The sequence below is a fragment of the Pseudomonas sp. 10(2024) genome (assembly GCF_045164175.1).
Classification (GTDB): domain Bacteria; phylum Pseudomonadota; class Gammaproteobacteria; order Pseudomonadales; family Pseudomonadaceae; genus Aquipseudomonas; species Aquipseudomonas alloputida.
The window spans coordinates 5887676-5903104 of the sequence record NZ_CP174006.1 but is presented as its reverse complement, the minus strand read 5'-3'; the positions used below and the strand labels follow the sequence as shown (position 1 = coordinate 5903104).

15 protein-coding genes are annotated in these 15429 nt (G+C 56.1%); 6 read left to right on the top strand and 9 right to left on the bottom strand.

What is annotated here, in order from left to right; translation table 11 throughout:
- Nucleotides 1–355 precede the first annotated feature (355 nt).
- The 5 genes from ACI7M0_RS26655 to ACI7M0_RS26635 form a co-directional block, all read right to left on the bottom strand.
- A complete protein-coding gene (locus ACI7M0_RS26655; protein WP_129931829.1) occupies nucleotides 356–997 on the bottom strand; it encodes a 3-oxoacid CoA-transferase subunit B in 642 nt (213 codons plus the stop codon).
- 8 nt (nucleotides 998–1005) lie between these two features.
- Nucleotides 1006–1701: a 3-oxoacid CoA-transferase subunit A gene (locus tag ACI7M0_RS26650; protein ID WP_129931828.1), complete on the bottom strand. Its 696-nt coding sequence runs from the start codon at nucleotides 1699–1701 to the stop codon at nucleotides 1006–1008.
- A gap of 439 nt (nucleotides 1702–2140) precedes the next feature.
- Complete coding sequence (locus ACI7M0_RS26645) at nucleotides 2141–2977, bottom strand: IclR family transcriptional regulator (RefSeq protein WP_012054147.1); 837 nt, start codon at nucleotides 2975–2977, stop codon at nucleotides 2141–2143.
- Between the two features lie 108 nt (nucleotides 2978–3085).
- Nucleotides 3086–4486: a cell wall metabolism sensor histidine kinase WalK gene (locus tag ACI7M0_RS26640; RefSeq protein WP_129931827.1), complete on the bottom strand. Its 1401-nt coding sequence runs from the start codon at nucleotides 4484–4486 to the stop codon at nucleotides 3086–3088.
- Nucleotides 4483–5205, bottom strand: coding sequence for a response regulator (locus ACI7M0_RS26635; RefSeq protein WP_129931826.1), 723 nt, complete (start codon nucleotides 5203–5205; stop codon nucleotides 4483–4485). The genes ACI7M0_RS26640 and ACI7M0_RS26635 overlap by 4 nt, the downstream gene beginning before the upstream one ends.
- A gap of 218 nt (nucleotides 5206–5423) precedes the next feature.
- On the opposite strand from ACI7M0_RS26635, the gene ACI7M0_RS26630 reads away from it, so the two are divergent.
- The 6 genes from ACI7M0_RS26630 to ACI7M0_RS26605 all read left to right on the top strand — a co-directional run bounded on the left by ACI7M0_RS26630 (nucleotide 5424) and on the right by ACI7M0_RS26605 (nucleotide 10603).
- Nucleotides 5424–5591 carry a hypothetical protein gene (locus ACI7M0_RS26630; RefSeq protein ID WP_155295209.1) on the top strand — a complete coding sequence of 56 codons (168 nt, stop codon included), beginning with the start codon at nucleotides 5424–5426 and terminating at the stop codon, nucleotides 5589–5591.
- Between the two features lie 490 nt (nucleotides 5592–6081).
- Nucleotides 6082–6423 carry a hypothetical protein gene (locus ACI7M0_RS26625; RefSeq protein ID WP_129931825.1) on the top strand — a complete coding sequence of 114 codons (342 nt, stop codon included), beginning with the start codon at nucleotides 6082–6084 and terminating at the stop codon, nucleotides 6421–6423.
- Nucleotides 6424–6542: 119 nt separating this feature from the next.
- Complete coding sequence (locus ACI7M0_RS26620; RefSeq protein WP_129931824.1) at nucleotides 6543–7934, top strand: MFS transporter; 1392 nt, start codon at nucleotides 6543–6545, stop codon at nucleotides 7932–7934.
- A gap of 123 nt (nucleotides 7935–8057) precedes the next feature.
- Nucleotides 8058–8987: a dihydrodipicolinate synthase family protein gene (locus ACI7M0_RS26615; protein ID WP_012054141.1), complete on the top strand. Its 930-nt coding sequence runs from the start codon at nucleotides 8058–8060 to the stop codon at nucleotides 8985–8987.
- Between the two features lie 214 nt (nucleotides 8988–9201).
- Entirely contained in the window at nucleotides 9202–10443 is a 1242-nt protein-coding gene (locus tag ACI7M0_RS26610; protein WP_129931823.1) for an OprD family porin, read from the top strand.
- Nucleotides 10444–10459: 16 nt separating this feature from the next.
- Nucleotides 10460–10603: a hypothetical protein gene (locus ACI7M0_RS26605; RefSeq protein ID WP_165366962.1), complete on the top strand. Its 144-nt coding sequence runs from the start codon at nucleotides 10460–10462 to the stop codon at nucleotides 10601–10603.
- A 433-nt stretch (nucleotides 10604–11036) separates the two neighbouring features.
- Here the strand turns inward: ACI7M0_RS26605 and ACI7M0_RS26600 are convergent, their stop codons facing one another.
- The 4 genes from ACI7M0_RS26600 to ACI7M0_RS26585 form a co-directional block, all read right to left on the bottom strand.
- The gene (locus ACI7M0_RS26600; RefSeq protein ID WP_129931822.1) at nucleotides 11037–12356 is read right to left on the bottom strand and encodes an outer membrane protein transport protein; all 1320 of its coding nucleotides are present in this window, start codon (nucleotides 12354–12356) and stop codon (nucleotides 11037–11039) included.
- Nucleotides 12357–12622: 266 nt separating this feature from the next.
- Nucleotides 12623–13489 (bottom strand): SDR family NAD(P)-dependent oxidoreductase, encoded by an 867-nt coding sequence (locus ACI7M0_RS26595; protein ID WP_129931821.1) that lies wholly within the window; start codon nucleotides 13487–13489, stop codon nucleotides 12623–12625.
- A gap of 28 nt (nucleotides 13490–13517) precedes the next feature.
- Complete coding sequence (locus tag ACI7M0_RS26590) at nucleotides 13518–14381, bottom strand: SDR family NAD(P)-dependent oxidoreductase (protein ID WP_014589185.1); 864 nt, start codon at nucleotides 14379–14381, stop codon at nucleotides 13518–13520.
- 4 nt (nucleotides 14382–14385) lie between these two features.
- Nucleotides 14386–15306 carry an alpha/beta hydrolase gene (locus ACI7M0_RS26585; RefSeq protein WP_218567976.1) on the bottom strand — a complete coding sequence of 307 codons (921 nt, stop codon included), beginning with the start codon at nucleotides 15304–15306 and terminating at the stop codon, nucleotides 14386–14388.
- Nucleotides 15307–15429 lie beyond the last annotated feature (123 nt).

Below are 15429 nucleotides of genomic sequence, written 5' to 3'. Positions count from 1 at the left end.
TATGGTTTCGTTGAATTAAAACAGTCGTCGGGCAATTAAAACTATCGCCGGTAGAGGAGAAGCGCTCGCTTCTCCTCATCGAGCGCTTTTACGAGCCTCCCCCGCTTCCCCCAACCTCGTACTGACGTTTTTGCCCCTCCCAATTCAGCCTGATGAAACGCTTCCTTCATACGTGAGAAGCAATCTGTGGCTCTCCTGGGCCGAGCCCAAGGCAGAGATCTTCGAAGTACGATAGCCAGTAAGTTGATGGACGATGCCAATGGGTATAGCCCATGCCTGATAGCTGACATGGGCGCCGGCAAGGCGGGCTGCTAACGCCTAGTAAGCTGAATAGCAGTGAAGCACGCTGCGCCGATTACTGGATCAGCGGCACGCCACTCAGCGCTTGCAACTGCTCGAAGTCAATTTCCGCACAGATCTCGACCACGCGCAGCCCATCTGAGGTCACCTCCAGCACGGCCATATCGGTGTAGATGCGGCTGACGCAACCGAAGCCGGTCGGCGGGTAAGTGCACTCGGGCACCAGCTTGCTTTCGCCTGACTTGGTCAGGTGGTTCATCATCACGAACACCTGGCGGGCACCAGTGGCTAGGTCCATCGCGCCGCCCACGGCCGGAATGGAACCCTCGGCGCCGGTGTGCCAGTTGGCCAGGTCGCCCTTGACCGACACCTGGAAGGCGCCTAATACAGCGATGTCCAGATGGCCGCCGCGCATCATCGAGAACGAGTCAGCGTGGTGGAAGAAAGCGCCACCGGGGAGCATGGTCACGTGCTCCTTACTGGCGTTGATCAGGTCATCGTCTTCCTCGTCCGGCGCCGGGCTCGGGCCCATGCCCAGCAGGCCGTTTTCGCTGTGCAGGAACACTTCTTTGTCACCCAGGAAATTGGCCACCAAGGTCGGTGCGCCGATGCCCAGGTTGACGTAGGCGCCTTCCTGAATGTCTGCGGCCACGCGCTGGGCCATTTCGGTGCGGGAGAGCTTTTTGGTGATGGACATGGCAGACCTCAGGCAGCGTTGATGATCGAAGAAGCGGCAGCACCGGAAACGGCGACCACGCGCTGGACGAAAATACCCGGAGTGATGATGTGTTCCTGGTCCAGTTCACCGAGCTCGACGATCTGGTCGACCTGGGCGATAGCGGTCTTGGCGGCCATGGCCATGATCGGGCCGAAGTTGCGCGCGGCCTTGCGGTACACCAGGTTGCCCCAACGGTCACCCTTGTGCGCCTTGATCAGTGCGAAGTCGGCGTGCAGGGGCATTTCCAGTACATACATCCGGCCGTCGATCTCCCGGGTTTCCTTGCCTTCGGCCAGCAGGGTGCCGTAGCCCGTCGGCGAGAAGAACGCACCGATGCCCGACCCCGCGGCGCGGATACGCTCGGCCAGGTTGCCCTGCGGGACCACTTCAAGCTCGATCTTGCCGGCGCGGTACAGTTCGTCGAACACGTAGGAGTCGGACTGGCGCGGGAACGAGCAGACCACCTTGCGCACGCAGCCCGTCTTGAGCAGGGCGGCCAGACCAATCTCGCCGTTGCCGGCGTTGTTGCTGATGATGGTCAGGTCGCGGGCACCAGTGGCGATCAGCCCGTCGATGAGCTCGGACGGCATGCCTGCCGTACCAAAGCCACCGACCATGATGGTCGAACCGTCGATGATGCCTTCTACCGCGCTGGCGATGGACTCAAACGTTTTATTGATCACAGCGAGCTCCTGGTTATTCCTGGAGTTGGATTGGTCTGATCAGCCGCTGAGCAGTGCGGGGAATGGTGGGCCACTCAGCGATTGGCGTTGTTTTGCTGATGTGGCTCTAGCGTGCCGCAAGACTGGGCAACAGTAGAGGGGGGAAAGTGGAATTTGTGCGTTTATCGAACATTTGTGCGATGTTCGGTCATTCTCGCTGCCGCGCTTTTAGGTTGTCGCTCCAACGGGGTACCTCCTGAAAGTAGCTCAGAGGAGGTCAATGAAGAACGACAGCTTGGGAAACAGATTCAAGCTGTCCTGGGATATACGTCGTAAGTATCCGCTGGCGGCGTCTGATACTCCTCCAGCACCTCCGCCCACCGCCCACCGCGCAGGTGCTAGGCAAGATCGCCCTCTAAGCGAGAACCGGGCCGACGTACAACTTAAATCGCTTTAAAGGTTACAGGCTGGAATTGATGCTTCCGCTTGCTTGTAGTGCTCGCCCGATATTCTTCGCCGCCGCAATGGTCACGGACAGCGCTCGACGTTCAAGTTCCTCCGTGGTGCACCGCACTGCCGGCGCCGCAATGCTGATGGCGCCAACTGGGTAGCCGTCGATATCCAGGACCGGAACGGCGAGGATGCGCAGGCCCTCGGCGAACAGCGATTCCGTGATGATGTACCCATCCTTACGGATCTGCTCCAACACCTCGGACAACGGCCGTGAGAGAGATTTGCTCATGAAGGACGTGGACGAGGAAAGCTCTTTGATGCGCTCAACTTCGTGATCAGGAAGGAACGCGAGGATTGATTGGCCAATCGCTGTCTGGCAAGCCGGCACCGTTGTGCCAATGCGAATATCCACTCCAAGCCGAGTGATACCAGCCCTGACACGTTCCAGGTAGAGGACGTCTGCGCCTTGCAACACGGCGAAGCTTGCGGCTTCACTGGTTTCACTGACCAGCCCCCTGAGCACTGGGCGAACCAGACTGCGCAAGTCCGTGTGAGCAATGGCGTGGAAGCCCAAGTTGAGGATTTTGAGCGTGAGGGAGAATCGCTTGCTCTCAGGAATTCGAGAAACATAGCCGAGGTCCACCAGCGTATTCAGCATGCGATAGGTTGTGCCTGGGTCGAGCTCGGCCTTGGCAGCAATCTGGCTCAGGGTCAGCTCATCGCTTTCCGCTGTGAAGGCCTCCAAGACTCGAAATCCTTTGGCAAGAGACTGCACAGTGCTGCGCTGGTTTTTATCTTCTTCAGCAGCGGTCGTTTCGCTTTTTGTTGAGGTTCTAGGAGCCATGCGCGATATCTACCTGGTGTAATTCTTGTTTTCGGAATGCGAAAAAATTCGTTCAAAAAGAATAGCATCAGGCGTTGCCTCATCCCACCTTAGATTTCTGCCGCTGACCTAGTTTTCAGGGAGCGAAATGATGGCTTCCAGCCCTCCATTGTGGTTGATGAGGGTGATCTCGCCGCCATGCTGACGGGCTATGGAGCGTACGATGGAGAGGCCCAGACCGACGCCGCCAGTATTACGGTTTCTGGAGTGTTCCAAGCGATAGAACGGGGTAAAAACGGCTTCAAGCTCTGAATCAGGGATGCCATTTCCCCTGTCCGCCACCGAAATGTGAACGTGCTTATCCGCACTGTAGACGCGGACGTCCGCACACTCGCCGTACCTCACAGCATTCTCGATGAGATTACGGATAGCTCGCCGCAGAGCGTCAGGCCGGCATTCCAAAATGACTTTTGAGTTGCAGGAGAACGACACGGCCATTCCCAAGGTGACCAAGTCTTCACACAAGCTTTCGACCAGTGTCCCGATGTCCATGGTCCTGGTTGGCTCGGTCACAGCATTGTCACGTCCGTACCCGATTGCGGCTTCAGTGATAGCCGTAATCTCATCCAGGGTCGCAAGCATCTTGCGCTGTACTTCAGGATCCTGAATGAACTCAACGCGCAGCCTGAGCGAGGTCAACGGAGTTCGAAGGTCGTGGCCCACCGCGGCGAGCATGCGCGTACGATCATCGACAAAGCGCTGAATTCTGCGTTGCATCTGGTTGAAGGCCTTGGCGGTGCGACGGATATCTTCAGGCCCGTGCTCGCGCAACTCCGTGCCTGAATGGCCTCGGCCCAATCGCTGGGCAGCGAGAGCTAAATCTCGCAGTGGTTGGCTGATGCCCCGAGCGATCAACACGGCAATCAAGGTTAGGGCTAGAGCGGTGATACCTAGGGATACCAATGCTCGACGACTAAACGGAGAGTCCGTGACCGGCTTAGCATAAGCGGCATGTAACCAGGTGCCATTATTCAGCGGTGTGGCCACCCCCATTACATTGAGCTGAGGCAAGTAGATGAACCTAGCCGTCCGGGTGGAGGGCCACAGCGCTTCACCCGGCACAGACCAAGCCGCTGTCGCATCAATCGTTGCCGGTGGAACCTCATCTTCGCTTCGAAACTGTATGGAGAGCGTTCCCTGAGGCTTCCCATGACTCAACGGTTCAAGAAGATGCCGACGAGCGAACTTCCACCACTCTGAAGGCTGGCTTGGTGAGGCTGGAAACAGCCAGAATCGCTCGTAAGCGGTGCTGCTGACTTGAAGCGTCATCTGCCGCTCGTCCACGGGCATTCGGTCCAGGAGTGAGGCAAGGGATGAGGTCCGACTCAGAAAATCAGACTTCGCCACTTCCCTAAGCGCACCCGCGCGCTCGTCCCAAAAAATGCTGAGGGTCAGCGCTTGAGAGACAATCAGCGCCAATAGCATAAGCCCAATGAATCTTGCGGCTAAATTGGGGTTTCTTAGTTTCATGATGAATTGGAAACCAGGTGCACAAACGCGTAGCCGCCGCCCCAATGGGTTCTGATATAAATCGGGTTTTTCGGGTCTGGCTCAATCTTTCTACGAAGCCGGCTGATTTGGTTATCGATACTCCGGTCAAAGGGTTCGCTTGCACGACCGGAGACCTTGTTTAGAAGTTCATCGCGCGTCACTATTTCACCTGGTTTTTCTAGTAATGCAGCCAGCAATCTGAATTCGGTACCACTCAATGATACCGATACGCCATCTGCACCTAATAATTCCCGTAGTTTGCAGTTCAACACCCATTCGCCGAAGCGGATCGACCCCTCCAGCATGCTGGAAGCACCTTCGCTTGCTGGCGTGGCCCGACGGAGCAGGGCTTTGACTCGAGCCAACAATTCACGGGGGTTGAAGGGCTTCTTGAGATAGTCGTCGCCTCCCATCTCAAGTCCGAGAATTACGTCCAGGTCTTCTGTGCGGGCACTAAGAAAAAGAACGGGAGTATTAGAACGAGAGCGGATGTGCCTGCACAGGCTTAATCCGTCTTCGCCGGGCATCATGACATCAAGGATAATTAAGTCAGGCACATCCCTATCAAGCAGAGCCCTGAGTTCGTTGCCATCAGCTACAGCGGTTACGCGATAACCTTCTTGGGTCAGATATTGTGCAACCAGTTCTCGGATATCCGGATAGTCATCAACGATTGCAATGTGCTGACTGGAACTCATTTGTAAACCATCTGATGGAGTCGAATCCTTTCAGCCTAAGGTACAGATGGCATTTTGAAAAGGGCTGTACAACTGACCTGATACAAAGCTGATACATTTCTGACAGGTTTGTGAGATATCAGGTGCATAAAACACAAAAACCGTCCCACAAGGGACAAACTTTTCACGCACCTCGGGATTTAGCATTCAGGTTCGATCACAAAAACGAGAGCCTTGAGATGAGCCAGTTCAAACACGCTGTCCTCTTCTGTCTGGTTTACCTCGCAAGCGGCCTGTCGGCCGCCGCCAACGCGGGTCCTTCCCGCCACCTCGCCGATGATCTTGAACTACACAGCGTCCACGGTTTCGGTTTTGCCGATGGCTTTCTCGAGCAGCGCGCTGTCTGAAGCCAAGATTCGAGACCTGGCGCTCAGCAGTATTCGTCCTCAGCTCTCAAGCATCGAAGGCATGGTCAACCACCTGAAGCAGCAAAAATAGGACGAAAGCGACGCGCTCGGCGCAGCGCAACTTGCTACGACCCTGGCCACGCAGCGTAAAAATGAAGGTGCCATCAGCAATCTGCAGGGACTCATTGCGCAGCCCTTGGCCTCGCAGCTCGGCGCAAGCTGCAAAAGGTCAAGACCAACCAGATGATTCAAAGCGCCCGGTTGATCGGTGCGGTAGGCGATAGATGGGGCTCGTAGAGAGTCGCGGAGCTGGTCAAGAACAACTCATAAAATCTAATGGAATTTAAAAGGGGGCGGAGATGGCATAAAGGAATAAGAAATCAGTTGAAAGGCTAAAAAAAGGATGGGCCCTGACTATTGATGGTGATATTCTATTTGAAAAGAACAAAAAAATTTCGCAATCCGAAAAAAACAAAAGGTGCGAAGAAAGATGAAGCAAATTTTCAAACAACATGCCTGCTCCAAGCGTGCCGTCTACTCAGATCCAGGCATCTGCAGCAGCAATTTCAGTCTCTCCATGATTGGGTCATGTCCTTCGCGTGCTATGTCCAGTTCACATCTGAGGCAAGCTATCATCCGGACCCAAATCAAGAGCGTCTCCTTTATTCATGAAGCGCAGTGCTTCGGTACTTCGGGCATTGCCCGGCTTCGCGCCTCATCGCCGTTCTCAAACGACTCTTTCAATACACCATTCAAAAAGCTTCCTGGCGTTTTTCGCAGCAGTCGTGGACCGGGCTATGAAGTGGTCGTTCTCAAAAAACTGATTACATAGCGTGGTGACGCTGAACTGACACAATATCAGCTTCTAGATTAACTACGCCATTGCACTGTGTTTACCACGGCAAGCTTTTGCTCGCCCCGAAAAACGCAAAAATAATAAAAGGTAGTGCTATGTTGATGCAGCAAGTAGAGACTGACCCCTTGCCGGACAAGGTGAAAAGCCAAGCCAATATAAGTGCCAGGTTAGAGCGACTCCCAATCACTAAGCAGGTTTTTTGGGCTCGGAACATTATCGGTGCCGCAACATTCTTTGATGGCTATACCGTCATTGCTATCGCTTACGCAATGCCGGTGCTGGCCAAGGAGTGGAGCTTGAGCGGTGCGCAGATCGGCATGATCCTGTCGGCGGGCTATCTGGGCCAGTTGTTCGGGGCGCTGATCTTTGGCTGGCTCGCTGAAAAGCTCGGGCGTATGAAGGTACTGACCTTCACCATCCTCCTGTTCGTATCGATGGACGTTGCCTGTCTTTTTGCCTCTAGCGCAGCGATGATGATCGCGTTCCGGTTCATCCAAGGCATCGGTACGGGAGGAGAGGTACCTGTAGCCAGTGCTTATATCAACGAGCTAATCGGCTCGAAGAAACGAGGAAAATTCTTCCTCCTTTACGAGGTCATGTTCCTGTTGGGCTTGGTCGGAGCCGGCATCATTGGTTACTTCCTGGTACCTATCTACGGTTGGCAAGCCATGTTCGCAGTGGGGATCGTCCCGGCCATGCTGCTGATACCGCTGCGCTTCTTCTTGTTCGAATCGCCGCGTTGGTTGGCTTCCAAAGGCCGCTTGGACGAAGCTGATCGCATCGTCACTCGGTTGGAAAACAGCGCGCTAAAAGCGGGCAAAACGCTGCAGCCTCCAGTGGAAGTGCCACAGATCCAAACGGACAAAAACGGTTTGGGGTGGAAAGAGCTTTTCAAAGGCATGTACTTCAAGCGCTCGCTGGTGATCTGGGCGATGTGGTTTGGCGCCTACATGGTCGCCAATGGACTAATCACCTGGCTGCCAACCCTTTATCGCCAACACTTCAACTTGCCGCTTGAAACAAGCTTGGCTTATGGGTTTATGACTTCAGCCGGTGGTGTAGTTGCCGCAGTAATTTGTGCACTGCTTATTGACAAAGTCGGCCGTCGCCGCTGGTATATGGGGGCGCTCTTCCTGGCTGCCATCCCATTGGCGATCCTGGCAACTACTGGTGCAAGTGCGCCACTGAAAATTTTGGCCCTGGCAGGTTTGGGATACGCACTGGTACAAACTGTTACGTTTTCTCTCTATCTGTATTCGGCAGAGCTTTATCCAACTCGACTGCGCGCTCTGGGAACCGGCGTGGGAAGTGCTTGGTTGAGAATGGGTTCTGCACTTGGCCCGATCATTGTTGGCTTTACAGTTTCCGGTGCGGGTGTTCAGTATGTATTCGGAACTTTCGCAGTCGTACTGCTGATCACTGCAATCATCACAGCTTTGTTTGCAATTGAAACCAAAGGGCGAATTTTGGAAGAGCTTTCGCCTTAATCTTCAATTAAAAGTTTCAAACGGCGGTATCTGACCTAGCAGCAACTTCAGAACACATCAATGTGTGTTTTGCGCCCGCGCATGCGTTAGTTGCGAAAATTAACTAAACCAAAGGTAATAGAAATGAGCACTAAAAACACCATCGACCTGAAAGGCCTCGTTCCCGCTCCAGTGACTCCGTTCACCCGTGACGGTGAAGTTGACTACGCCGCTATCCAGAAACTGGGCGCGTGGCTGGGCAGCTACGAAGGCGTCAAGGGTCTGGTTGTTTTGGGTCATGCTGGTGAAGGCACCTTCCTGACCCAGGCCGAACAGGGCCGCGTCATCCAGGCTTTCAAAGAGTCGGTTGGTGGCCGTCTGCCAATCATCGCCGGCATCACCGGTGAAGGTACTCAAGTCGCCGCTGAAGAAGCCAAACGCGCTGTAGACAACGGTGCTGCTGCTGGTCTGGTGTACCCATCCCACGGCTGGCTGCGCTTCGGCTACCAGAAAGGCGCCGCCCAGGACCGCTACAAGGCCATCTATGAGGAAAGCGGTCTGCCGCTGATCCTCTTCCAGTACCCAGACGTGACCAAGGCCACCTACGACTTGGAGACCCAGCTGGAAATCGCCAAGCAGCCTGGCGTCTTCGCCATGAAGAACGGTGTACGTAACATGCGTCGTTGGGACACCGAGATCCCAGTAATCCGTCGTGAAGTGCCGGACCTGCAGATCCTGACCTGCCATGACGAATACCTGCTGCACACCATGTTCGACGTGGACGGTGCCCTGGTTGGCTACGGTGGCCTGACCCCTGAGCCGCTGATCGAGCTGATCGCTGCTGGTAAGCGTCGCGACTACCCAGCTGCTCGCGCCATCCACGACAAGCTGCTGCCGGTAACCCGCAACGTCTACCACCGCGGTTCCCACATGGAAGGCACCGTGGCCCTGAAACACGGCCTGGTTGCTCGTGGCATCCTGGATCACGCCACCGTGCGTTCGCCGCTGCTGCCTCTGGCCGAAGGCGCCGACAAGGAAATCGCTGACGCCCTGCGTAGCGCTGGCCTGGTCTGATCCCAAGCCAAGGCCAGCACTGAGCCAATTCGGTGCTGGCTTTCAGCTGAAATCCCGGCCAGGGCCCTGCGCATCAGGGTCTTGGCATCTTTCGATTCGGATTCTGCTTCACACACGAACAACGATCCGTTTTCCCGGAAGGACGGCATTCGCCCGCTCAACCGGTGATGACAGACCAACAAAGCCCTTCAATAAAAACAACAGGGGACAGGTCTTGAACATTCATGCAAATCGCAAAAGCCTCGTACTCGTCATTCCTACTCTGCTTCTGCCTATCAATGTTTGGGCTGAAGGGTTCGTGGAAGACACTAGCGCCACTCTGACCCTCAGAAACTTCTTTTTTGAACGCAATTTCACTGCGCCTGGTGTCACTCAGAGCCATGCCCGTGAGTGGACGCAGGGTTTTATCTTTGATCTCAAGTCAGGATTTACACAGGGCACCGTGGGCTTTGGCGTGGATGTCTTGGGTAAGTATGCAGTGAAGCTCGACGGAGGCGCAGGGGAGTATGGTGCGCTGCTGTTGCCCAAGGATGGCGATGGTGATCCAGCCGGAAGCTTCGGCAGGCTTGGGGTTGCATTAAAGGCAAAGCTGTCGAACACCGAGGTCAAGGTCGGCGAGTGGATGCCTAATTTCCCGATCGTCACCGCAGACGACTTCAGGGCTCTGCCGCAGACTTTCCGCGGCGCTCAGATCGCTTCGCAAGAGCTCAAGAACTGGTCGTTTTACGCAGGCGAGTTCACCAAGACCAGCCTTCGGAATGACTCCTCCATGGAGGACCTCTCATTCGGATCTGCGCAGTCAGACTCCTTCAAATTCTTGGGTGCTGACTACCGCTCTAGCTCCAAAAATACGACTGTCCGTCTCTGGTCGGGGGAGTTGGAAGACATCTACAAGCAGCACTACCTTGGGCTCATTCAGAAATGGCAGCTCAGCCAAACGGTATCGCTTACCTCAAACCTTGGCTATTTCTGGGGCAAGGATACGGGGGTTGCAAAGGCAGGCTCGTTGGATAACCAGACAGCTTCCGCTCTGTTCAGCCTCAACATCGCTCAGCACTCGATCAGTATCGGGCTGCAAAATGTTTCGGGTGACTCCGGGTGGATGCGCATCGGCGGGACCGGCGGCATTTACCTTGCGAACAACACCTTCAACCATGCCTTCGACAATCCTCGCGAAAGATCCTGGCAAGTTCGCTATGACCTCAATTTCGTTGGCTACGGGATACCTGGTCTGACTCTCATGACGCGGTATGTGCATGGCGATAACGTGGAATTGAGAAACGTCAAAGACGGTTCGGAATGGGTACGAGAGTCAGAGCTAGGTTACGTGTTTCAGAGCGGCAAGCTGAGGGATCTAGCCGTGCGATGGCGAAACTCCAGCGTCAGACGAAATTTCAACGCCAGTGATTACGATGAGAACCGCCTTATCGTCAGTTACCCGCTCAACATTTTCTAGAGGACCGAATCTCATCATGCAATTGCACGAAGCTACTGAAGTCATTGAGGTGCTTGGCCAGGCGTCGGCCAACGAGTTGCTCAAGGATGGGTGGACCCTGCTCGCAATAGTCCCGAGCGCACAATCCACCCCTTGGTACATCCTCGGCAAGCGTTCCTAGCTGGTAGCAGCTTGACTGGCATGCTGTGCTTGCGCTTCTGCGCCGATGACTCGAACTCGCGAAATTGGGTTGAAGCGGTCACTTCATTGTGCCGCTCTCGGCCCTACGTTGCTCGGATGTCCCTTGCCGTTCAGGAGTGCAGTGCTCTTTCAGCGTTTCTCGCACGCACAACTGACAATTCTGCTTTCTACGCTGCTCGCACAGCGGCTGACGGAGTGTCCAAGATCAATGAGATGGCGTGTCTTCGGGGCAACCCTTGGTATCGTTTGTTTCGTATTGACCATCGGGTGGAAACGGCGAGGGAGAACGCATTCGAAATCGCCTTGGTCGCTGATGTTGAGTTATCAATAGCCTATTAGATTCAGGGCACGCAGTAATGCGATCTGTTGCAAAATTGCTTAACTGACCTTCATCGGGCTTATGAAGGTGAGGATTAGTACCGATAGCTTGCCTGCACTAAAAATATATTCGCACTGTTCTCGTAATTTGCACTGTATTCAGGTTGAAGGCCAGAGTTGTTCGCTTGGTTTACCGAGGCTTTGGATTCCCAGAGATAGCCATAAGCAAAGTCTATCGTCAGATCGGGGCTCGGCAAATAAGCGCCACCCAGGGCCACGACTTGGCGGTTACCAACCGGAACGCGCACGCTACGATCGGCATTGCTGATTGGCGACGGATCGTAGGCGTAGCCTGCACGCAGCAACCATTGTTGGTTCAATTGAAAGGATGTACCAACGGCGGTGGACCATGTGTCGTGCCAGTTCAATGGTTCGTCCACACGCTCCAGGCCCGCACTCTGGCCAAGGGCGGAAACATCGCTGTTGATTGCCTCGATCTTTTTCAGTCGACTCCAACGCTTCCAAGTGGTTCCCAGGTAGCCCGTCCAGCGACTATTGAAATGATGGGTGATAGAGGTGTCCACGGATTCGGGCATCGTGATGTCTATCTTGTTGTCATACTTTCCGTCCAGCGGGATAACGCTCGGAGAGCCGGAAACCTCGGTATGCCCTTTTAGGTGATAGCTCACCTTAGAGTGATAGTTAATCCCCCAACTTGTTGCATCACTCAAGTCAACCAAGAGGCCGACGTTGTAGCCAATTGCCGTGTCATCGCCTTTGAGAGTGATCTGTGTGTCCTGGCCGTTGTTCAGGGCCCCGCTGGCCAGGTAATTCTGAAGTTCTGCATCGAAATGGTTTATGGTCGGCCCGCCACCAATGGACACGTAATCATTGATCCGATAGGCAATGGTGGGCTGCAGGGTGACCTCCTTGGTCGAGCTATAGGAACCTTGGTAGCGCCCCTGAAAAGTGCTCTCGTATTCGTTGATCAGACCACTCGGAGCATAGAGGCCCAGACCAATCGAAATACGATCATCAAGCGGCGTCGACATATAGGCGAAGGGCAGGATCGTCAAAGGTACCGAGTCCCCCTTATTCGTTCCTGCGACACTGCTCTGCGCATCACTAATGTCGTCGCTCCCCGAGATTATCGCCGCCCCGCCGGAAATCTCGGTACGTTTCAACTTGGTCAAGCCAGCAGGATTTCCGTAGATGGTGCTGGCGTCCAGTGCGGAAGACGACCTTCCCGCATAGGCAGTTCCCGCGCTGCTGGCACTTTGTTCGTTAAGAGCAATGCCATTGGCACCTGCAATTGTAGAGGCACTGAGCAGTGCCATTACACTGGTGTACTTAACCAACGCAGCACACTTTCGCTGAGCGGAGAGACACGGGATTTCACGGCCGTTGATTTTCATTTTCCACCTCTCGTTTATTGTTTTTGTTGATTGCACGCAGGCAAGGCTTTGCCTTCCTGTGCACTTTTGAGTGCCGGTTGGAGTTGATCGAAGTGGTGTAAAAGAACCTGAAGAAACCTTGCCAGGGCAAGACTGCTGGACTTATAAATGCGAGCCAGGGACTCAATTAAGCCATTCGACTTGGAAGCTATAGCGCAAGAGCGGCGCCACTATTTCCTGGTTAGTTCCGGCCCGGATGCGGGCGAAATGCCCGCGACCAGAAGTGGTCATTCGTTCAGGCTGCGACCATGACCTAAGGAAGCGTTGACTTCATCGCTTAGTCTTACCGCTTCGGCGACTTTTCCAGCGTCGAAACCGATCCACTCGATAAGCCGGCGCAGCAAGCCTGGCGCTTTCGCCACCAGCATCTGGCTGCGTGGCACCGTCACCAAGTCATGCCGCTGCTCGATGCAATCCACCAGGGCGGCCACCACCTGCTCCAACGCGACGAACTGCCAGATCCCCTGATGGTTATTCCAGACCAGGGTGGAGGACGGCCCATCAACGATCGCCTCCATCATCGGCGTTTGGAAGAAGGTCGGGTGGAACGAGCCGACGCTCACACCGTGCTGACGAAGCTCCAGGCGCAAGCTGTCACACAGGGCCCAGACTCCTGCCTTGCTGGCGGTGTAGGCCGTGTTCAGCGGCGAATGAACGAAAGCCGCCATAGACGAGATGGCCAGTAGATAACCCTGGCGTGCCTTCACGTGGGGCAGTGAAGCGCGGAAGGTGCGCGCCACGCCGTTGAGGTTGATATCGATTACCCGGTCAAACGTGGCGGGATCAATATGCTCTAGGGCTACCACCGAGCTGACGCCAGCGCCGGCGACCACAACATCAATTCCGCCGAAATGCTGCGCGGCCTCTTTTAACGCCGTTTCCAGACTCTCAATTGAGCGCACATTGGCCACCCAACCGACAGCGACATTAGGCCCGCCCAGGGTGACAGCCATGGCATTCAGGCTATCCAGATCGAGATCCAGCAAGACCAGCTTAGCGCCTTTGTCGCGAAGGGCCTGCGCGGCGGCTCTGCCGAGACCTCCCGTGGCACCAGTGATAGCGATGACGCGGTCGTTTAATGAGTAGCTCTTCATGGGTGAACCTTAAGCAAGTAGTGGGGCATCAACTTGGGCTCTGGGTGCGAACGGTTTCTTCTTCCAATTGGTGGAGCAACCGTTGCAGGTGGGCATCGCGTGTCAGATGCCAGTCTGTGAAGACGTTGAACAGGCCGCGCAACAGTGAGATGGGCGCCCAGCGAGCCGGCACAACGATGCGCGGCTGGCGCTTTTGTAGACCGCGCACCACGCCACGTGCCACCTGTTCCGGTGCAATCGCCCGATGCAGGAAGGCCGGCAATAGGGTCTCGTTCATCTGGGTGGCGATGGCGTTGCCACCGAAAGCGACCTTGGCGATGGCGGTCGCCGTCCAGCCGGGATAGAGCACGCTGGCGCTGGCGCCGGTCGCACTTAACTCGGCGCGCAGCGAGCGGGCCAGCGACTCCACCGCTGCCTTGCTCGCGGCATAGGGCGCGTTGGCCATGCCGTTCAAGTAGGCATAGGTCGACGACGTGACCAGCACTTGACCCCGATTGCGCACGACCTCCGGCAGTGCGGCGCGCATCGCGTGCCACACCCCGAACAGATCCACCTCAATGATGCGACGGAACTCCGCTTCGTCGCAGGTGCGTAGGGTCGCCGGTACGCCTCGCCAGGAGATGCCGGCATTGGCGAAGGCCACATCGAGACGGCCGAAACGCTCGACTGCTTGGCGTATCACTGCCTTTGCCGCCTCGGCGTCGGTGACGTCGAACGCCAGCGGCAACACGCGTTGGCTGTTGAACTCCTGAGCCAACTTGTCCACCGCCTCCTGCGAGGTATCGGTCAGCACTAGGCTGGCACCCTGCACATACAGTTCGCGTGCACTGGCGGCGCCGATGCCGCCAGCCGCGCCGGTGATCAGAACCACTTTGCCTTGAAGGTCGTACATATTCTTATCTCTTCGTTGGCGTGCTTGGCACGTTGCGCTTGAGGAAGTCGAGTTGATCGCCCACCACCTGCTCGAAGGCTTCGCCTACATAAATATCGAAATGCCCATGGGCATAGCGATGGATCTCATGACGTGGCGCGCGCCTGGCGTGACGCAGCGTCTGCTTCGCCGGTGCCACGCTGTCGGGATCGCACACGCAAAACAGCACGGGGGCCTGGATACGAGGTGTACTGCGCCCGGGGTAGTAGCGAATGATGTCCAGGGCAAAGCGCGCGGCGGCCTCTTTGCGGATGTGCGCACCTGACGGGATCAGCCCGTTATAGCCACTCCAGGCATCCGGCGAAGTCATGAATGCCGTATCGCCAGGTTGACCGGCGAGCGGAACCAGAATGGGTTTGGCGCCGAACCACGAGCCGATACGGTCGGCCAGGGCCAGCAAGGTGAGGCGAAGTGACACCAGAAGTTCGGTGGCAAGACTGGAGCTCAGGCCGTCGGTGAAGGGACATTGGGAAATGACAGCGGCCACCCTGGCATCGTCGGCGGCGGTGGCCAGCACATGCCCGCCACCGAACGAGGTGCCCCAGATAACGACACGCTGCGAGTCCACATCCGCGTGGCGGCGGGCGTGATCTATCGCGGCTTTCCAGTCTTCGAGTTGGCGGTTGATATCCAGCAGTTGGCGAGGTTCGCCATCGCTGTCGCCGAAGTGGCGATAGTCGAATACCAGGCAAGCGTAACCGGCGGCGGCGAAGCGGGTGGCAAAGGCCGGCAAGCGCATCTTGCGCGTCCCGCCAAGCCCATGCGCCATCACCACCACCGGGAAAGGTCCTGCGCCCAGAGGGCGGTAAAAGTCGGCAACGCAACGCGAGCCGTTGGAGAAGAACTGGATTGTCGCTGGTGCCAGAAGATCGGTGATCGTGTTCATGAACGGCATCTGCTGGAATGGCTGGAGTGTCATCATTCTCGGCCGCTGCCGTTAGGAAGGCTTGACGGTATCCGACGACTTGCTTGACACTTTGCGCCAAACAACAAAAGGCCAACCGACCCA

Bases quoted from the DNA above. Each gene is read 5' to 3' on its own strand.
- ACI7M0_RS26635 (WP_129931826.1), bottom strand. From the start codon at position 5,205: ATGAGTTCCAGTCAGCACATTGCAATCGTTGATGACTATCCGGATATC.
- ACI7M0_RS26640 (WP_129931827.1), bottom strand. From the start codon at position 4,486: ATGAAACTAAGAAACCCCAATTTAGCCGCAAGATTCATTGGGCTTATG.
- ACI7M0_RS26655 (WP_129931829.1), bottom strand. From the start codon at position 997: ATGTCCATCACCAAAAAGCTCTCCCGCACCGAAATGGCCCAGCGCGTG.
- ACI7M0_RS26615 (WP_012054141.1), top strand. From the start codon at position 8,058: ATGAGCACTAAAAACACCATCGACCTGAAAGGCCTCGTTCCCGCTCCA.
- ACI7M0_RS26600 (WP_129931822.1), bottom strand. From the start codon at position 12,356: ATGAAAATCAACGGCCGTGAAATCCCGTGTCTCTCCGCTCAGCGAAAG.
- ACI7M0_RS26625 (WP_129931825.1), top strand. From the start codon at position 6,082: ATGAAGCAAATTTTCAAACAACATGCCTGCTCCAAGCGTGCCGTCTAC.
- ACI7M0_RS26585 (WP_218567976.1), bottom strand. From the start codon at position 15,306: ATGAACACGATCACCGATCTTCTGGCACCAGCGACAATCCAGTTCTTC.
- ACI7M0_RS26620 (WP_129931824.1), top strand. From the start codon at position 6,543: ATGTTGATGCAGCAAGTAGAGACTGACCCCTTGCCGGACAAGGTGAAA.
- ACI7M0_RS26595 (WP_129931821.1), bottom strand. From the start codon at position 13,489: ATGAAGAGCTACTCATTAAACGACCGCGTCATCGCTATCACTGGTGCC.
- ACI7M0_RS26590 (WP_014589185.1), bottom strand. From the start codon at position 14,381: ATGTACGACCTTCAAGGCAAAGTGGTTCTGATCACCGGCGCGGCTGGC.
- ACI7M0_RS26605 (WP_165366962.1), top strand. From the start codon at position 10,460: ATGCAATTGCACGAAGCTACTGAAGTCATTGAGGTGCTTGGCCAGGCG.
- ACI7M0_RS26630 (WP_155295209.1), top strand. From the start codon at position 5,424: ATGAGCCAGTTCAAACACGCTGTCCTCTTCTGTCTGGTTTACCTCGCA.
- ACI7M0_RS26645 (WP_012054147.1), bottom strand. From the start codon at position 2,977: ATGGCTCCTAGAACCTCAACAAAAAGCGAAACGACCGCTGCTGAAGAA.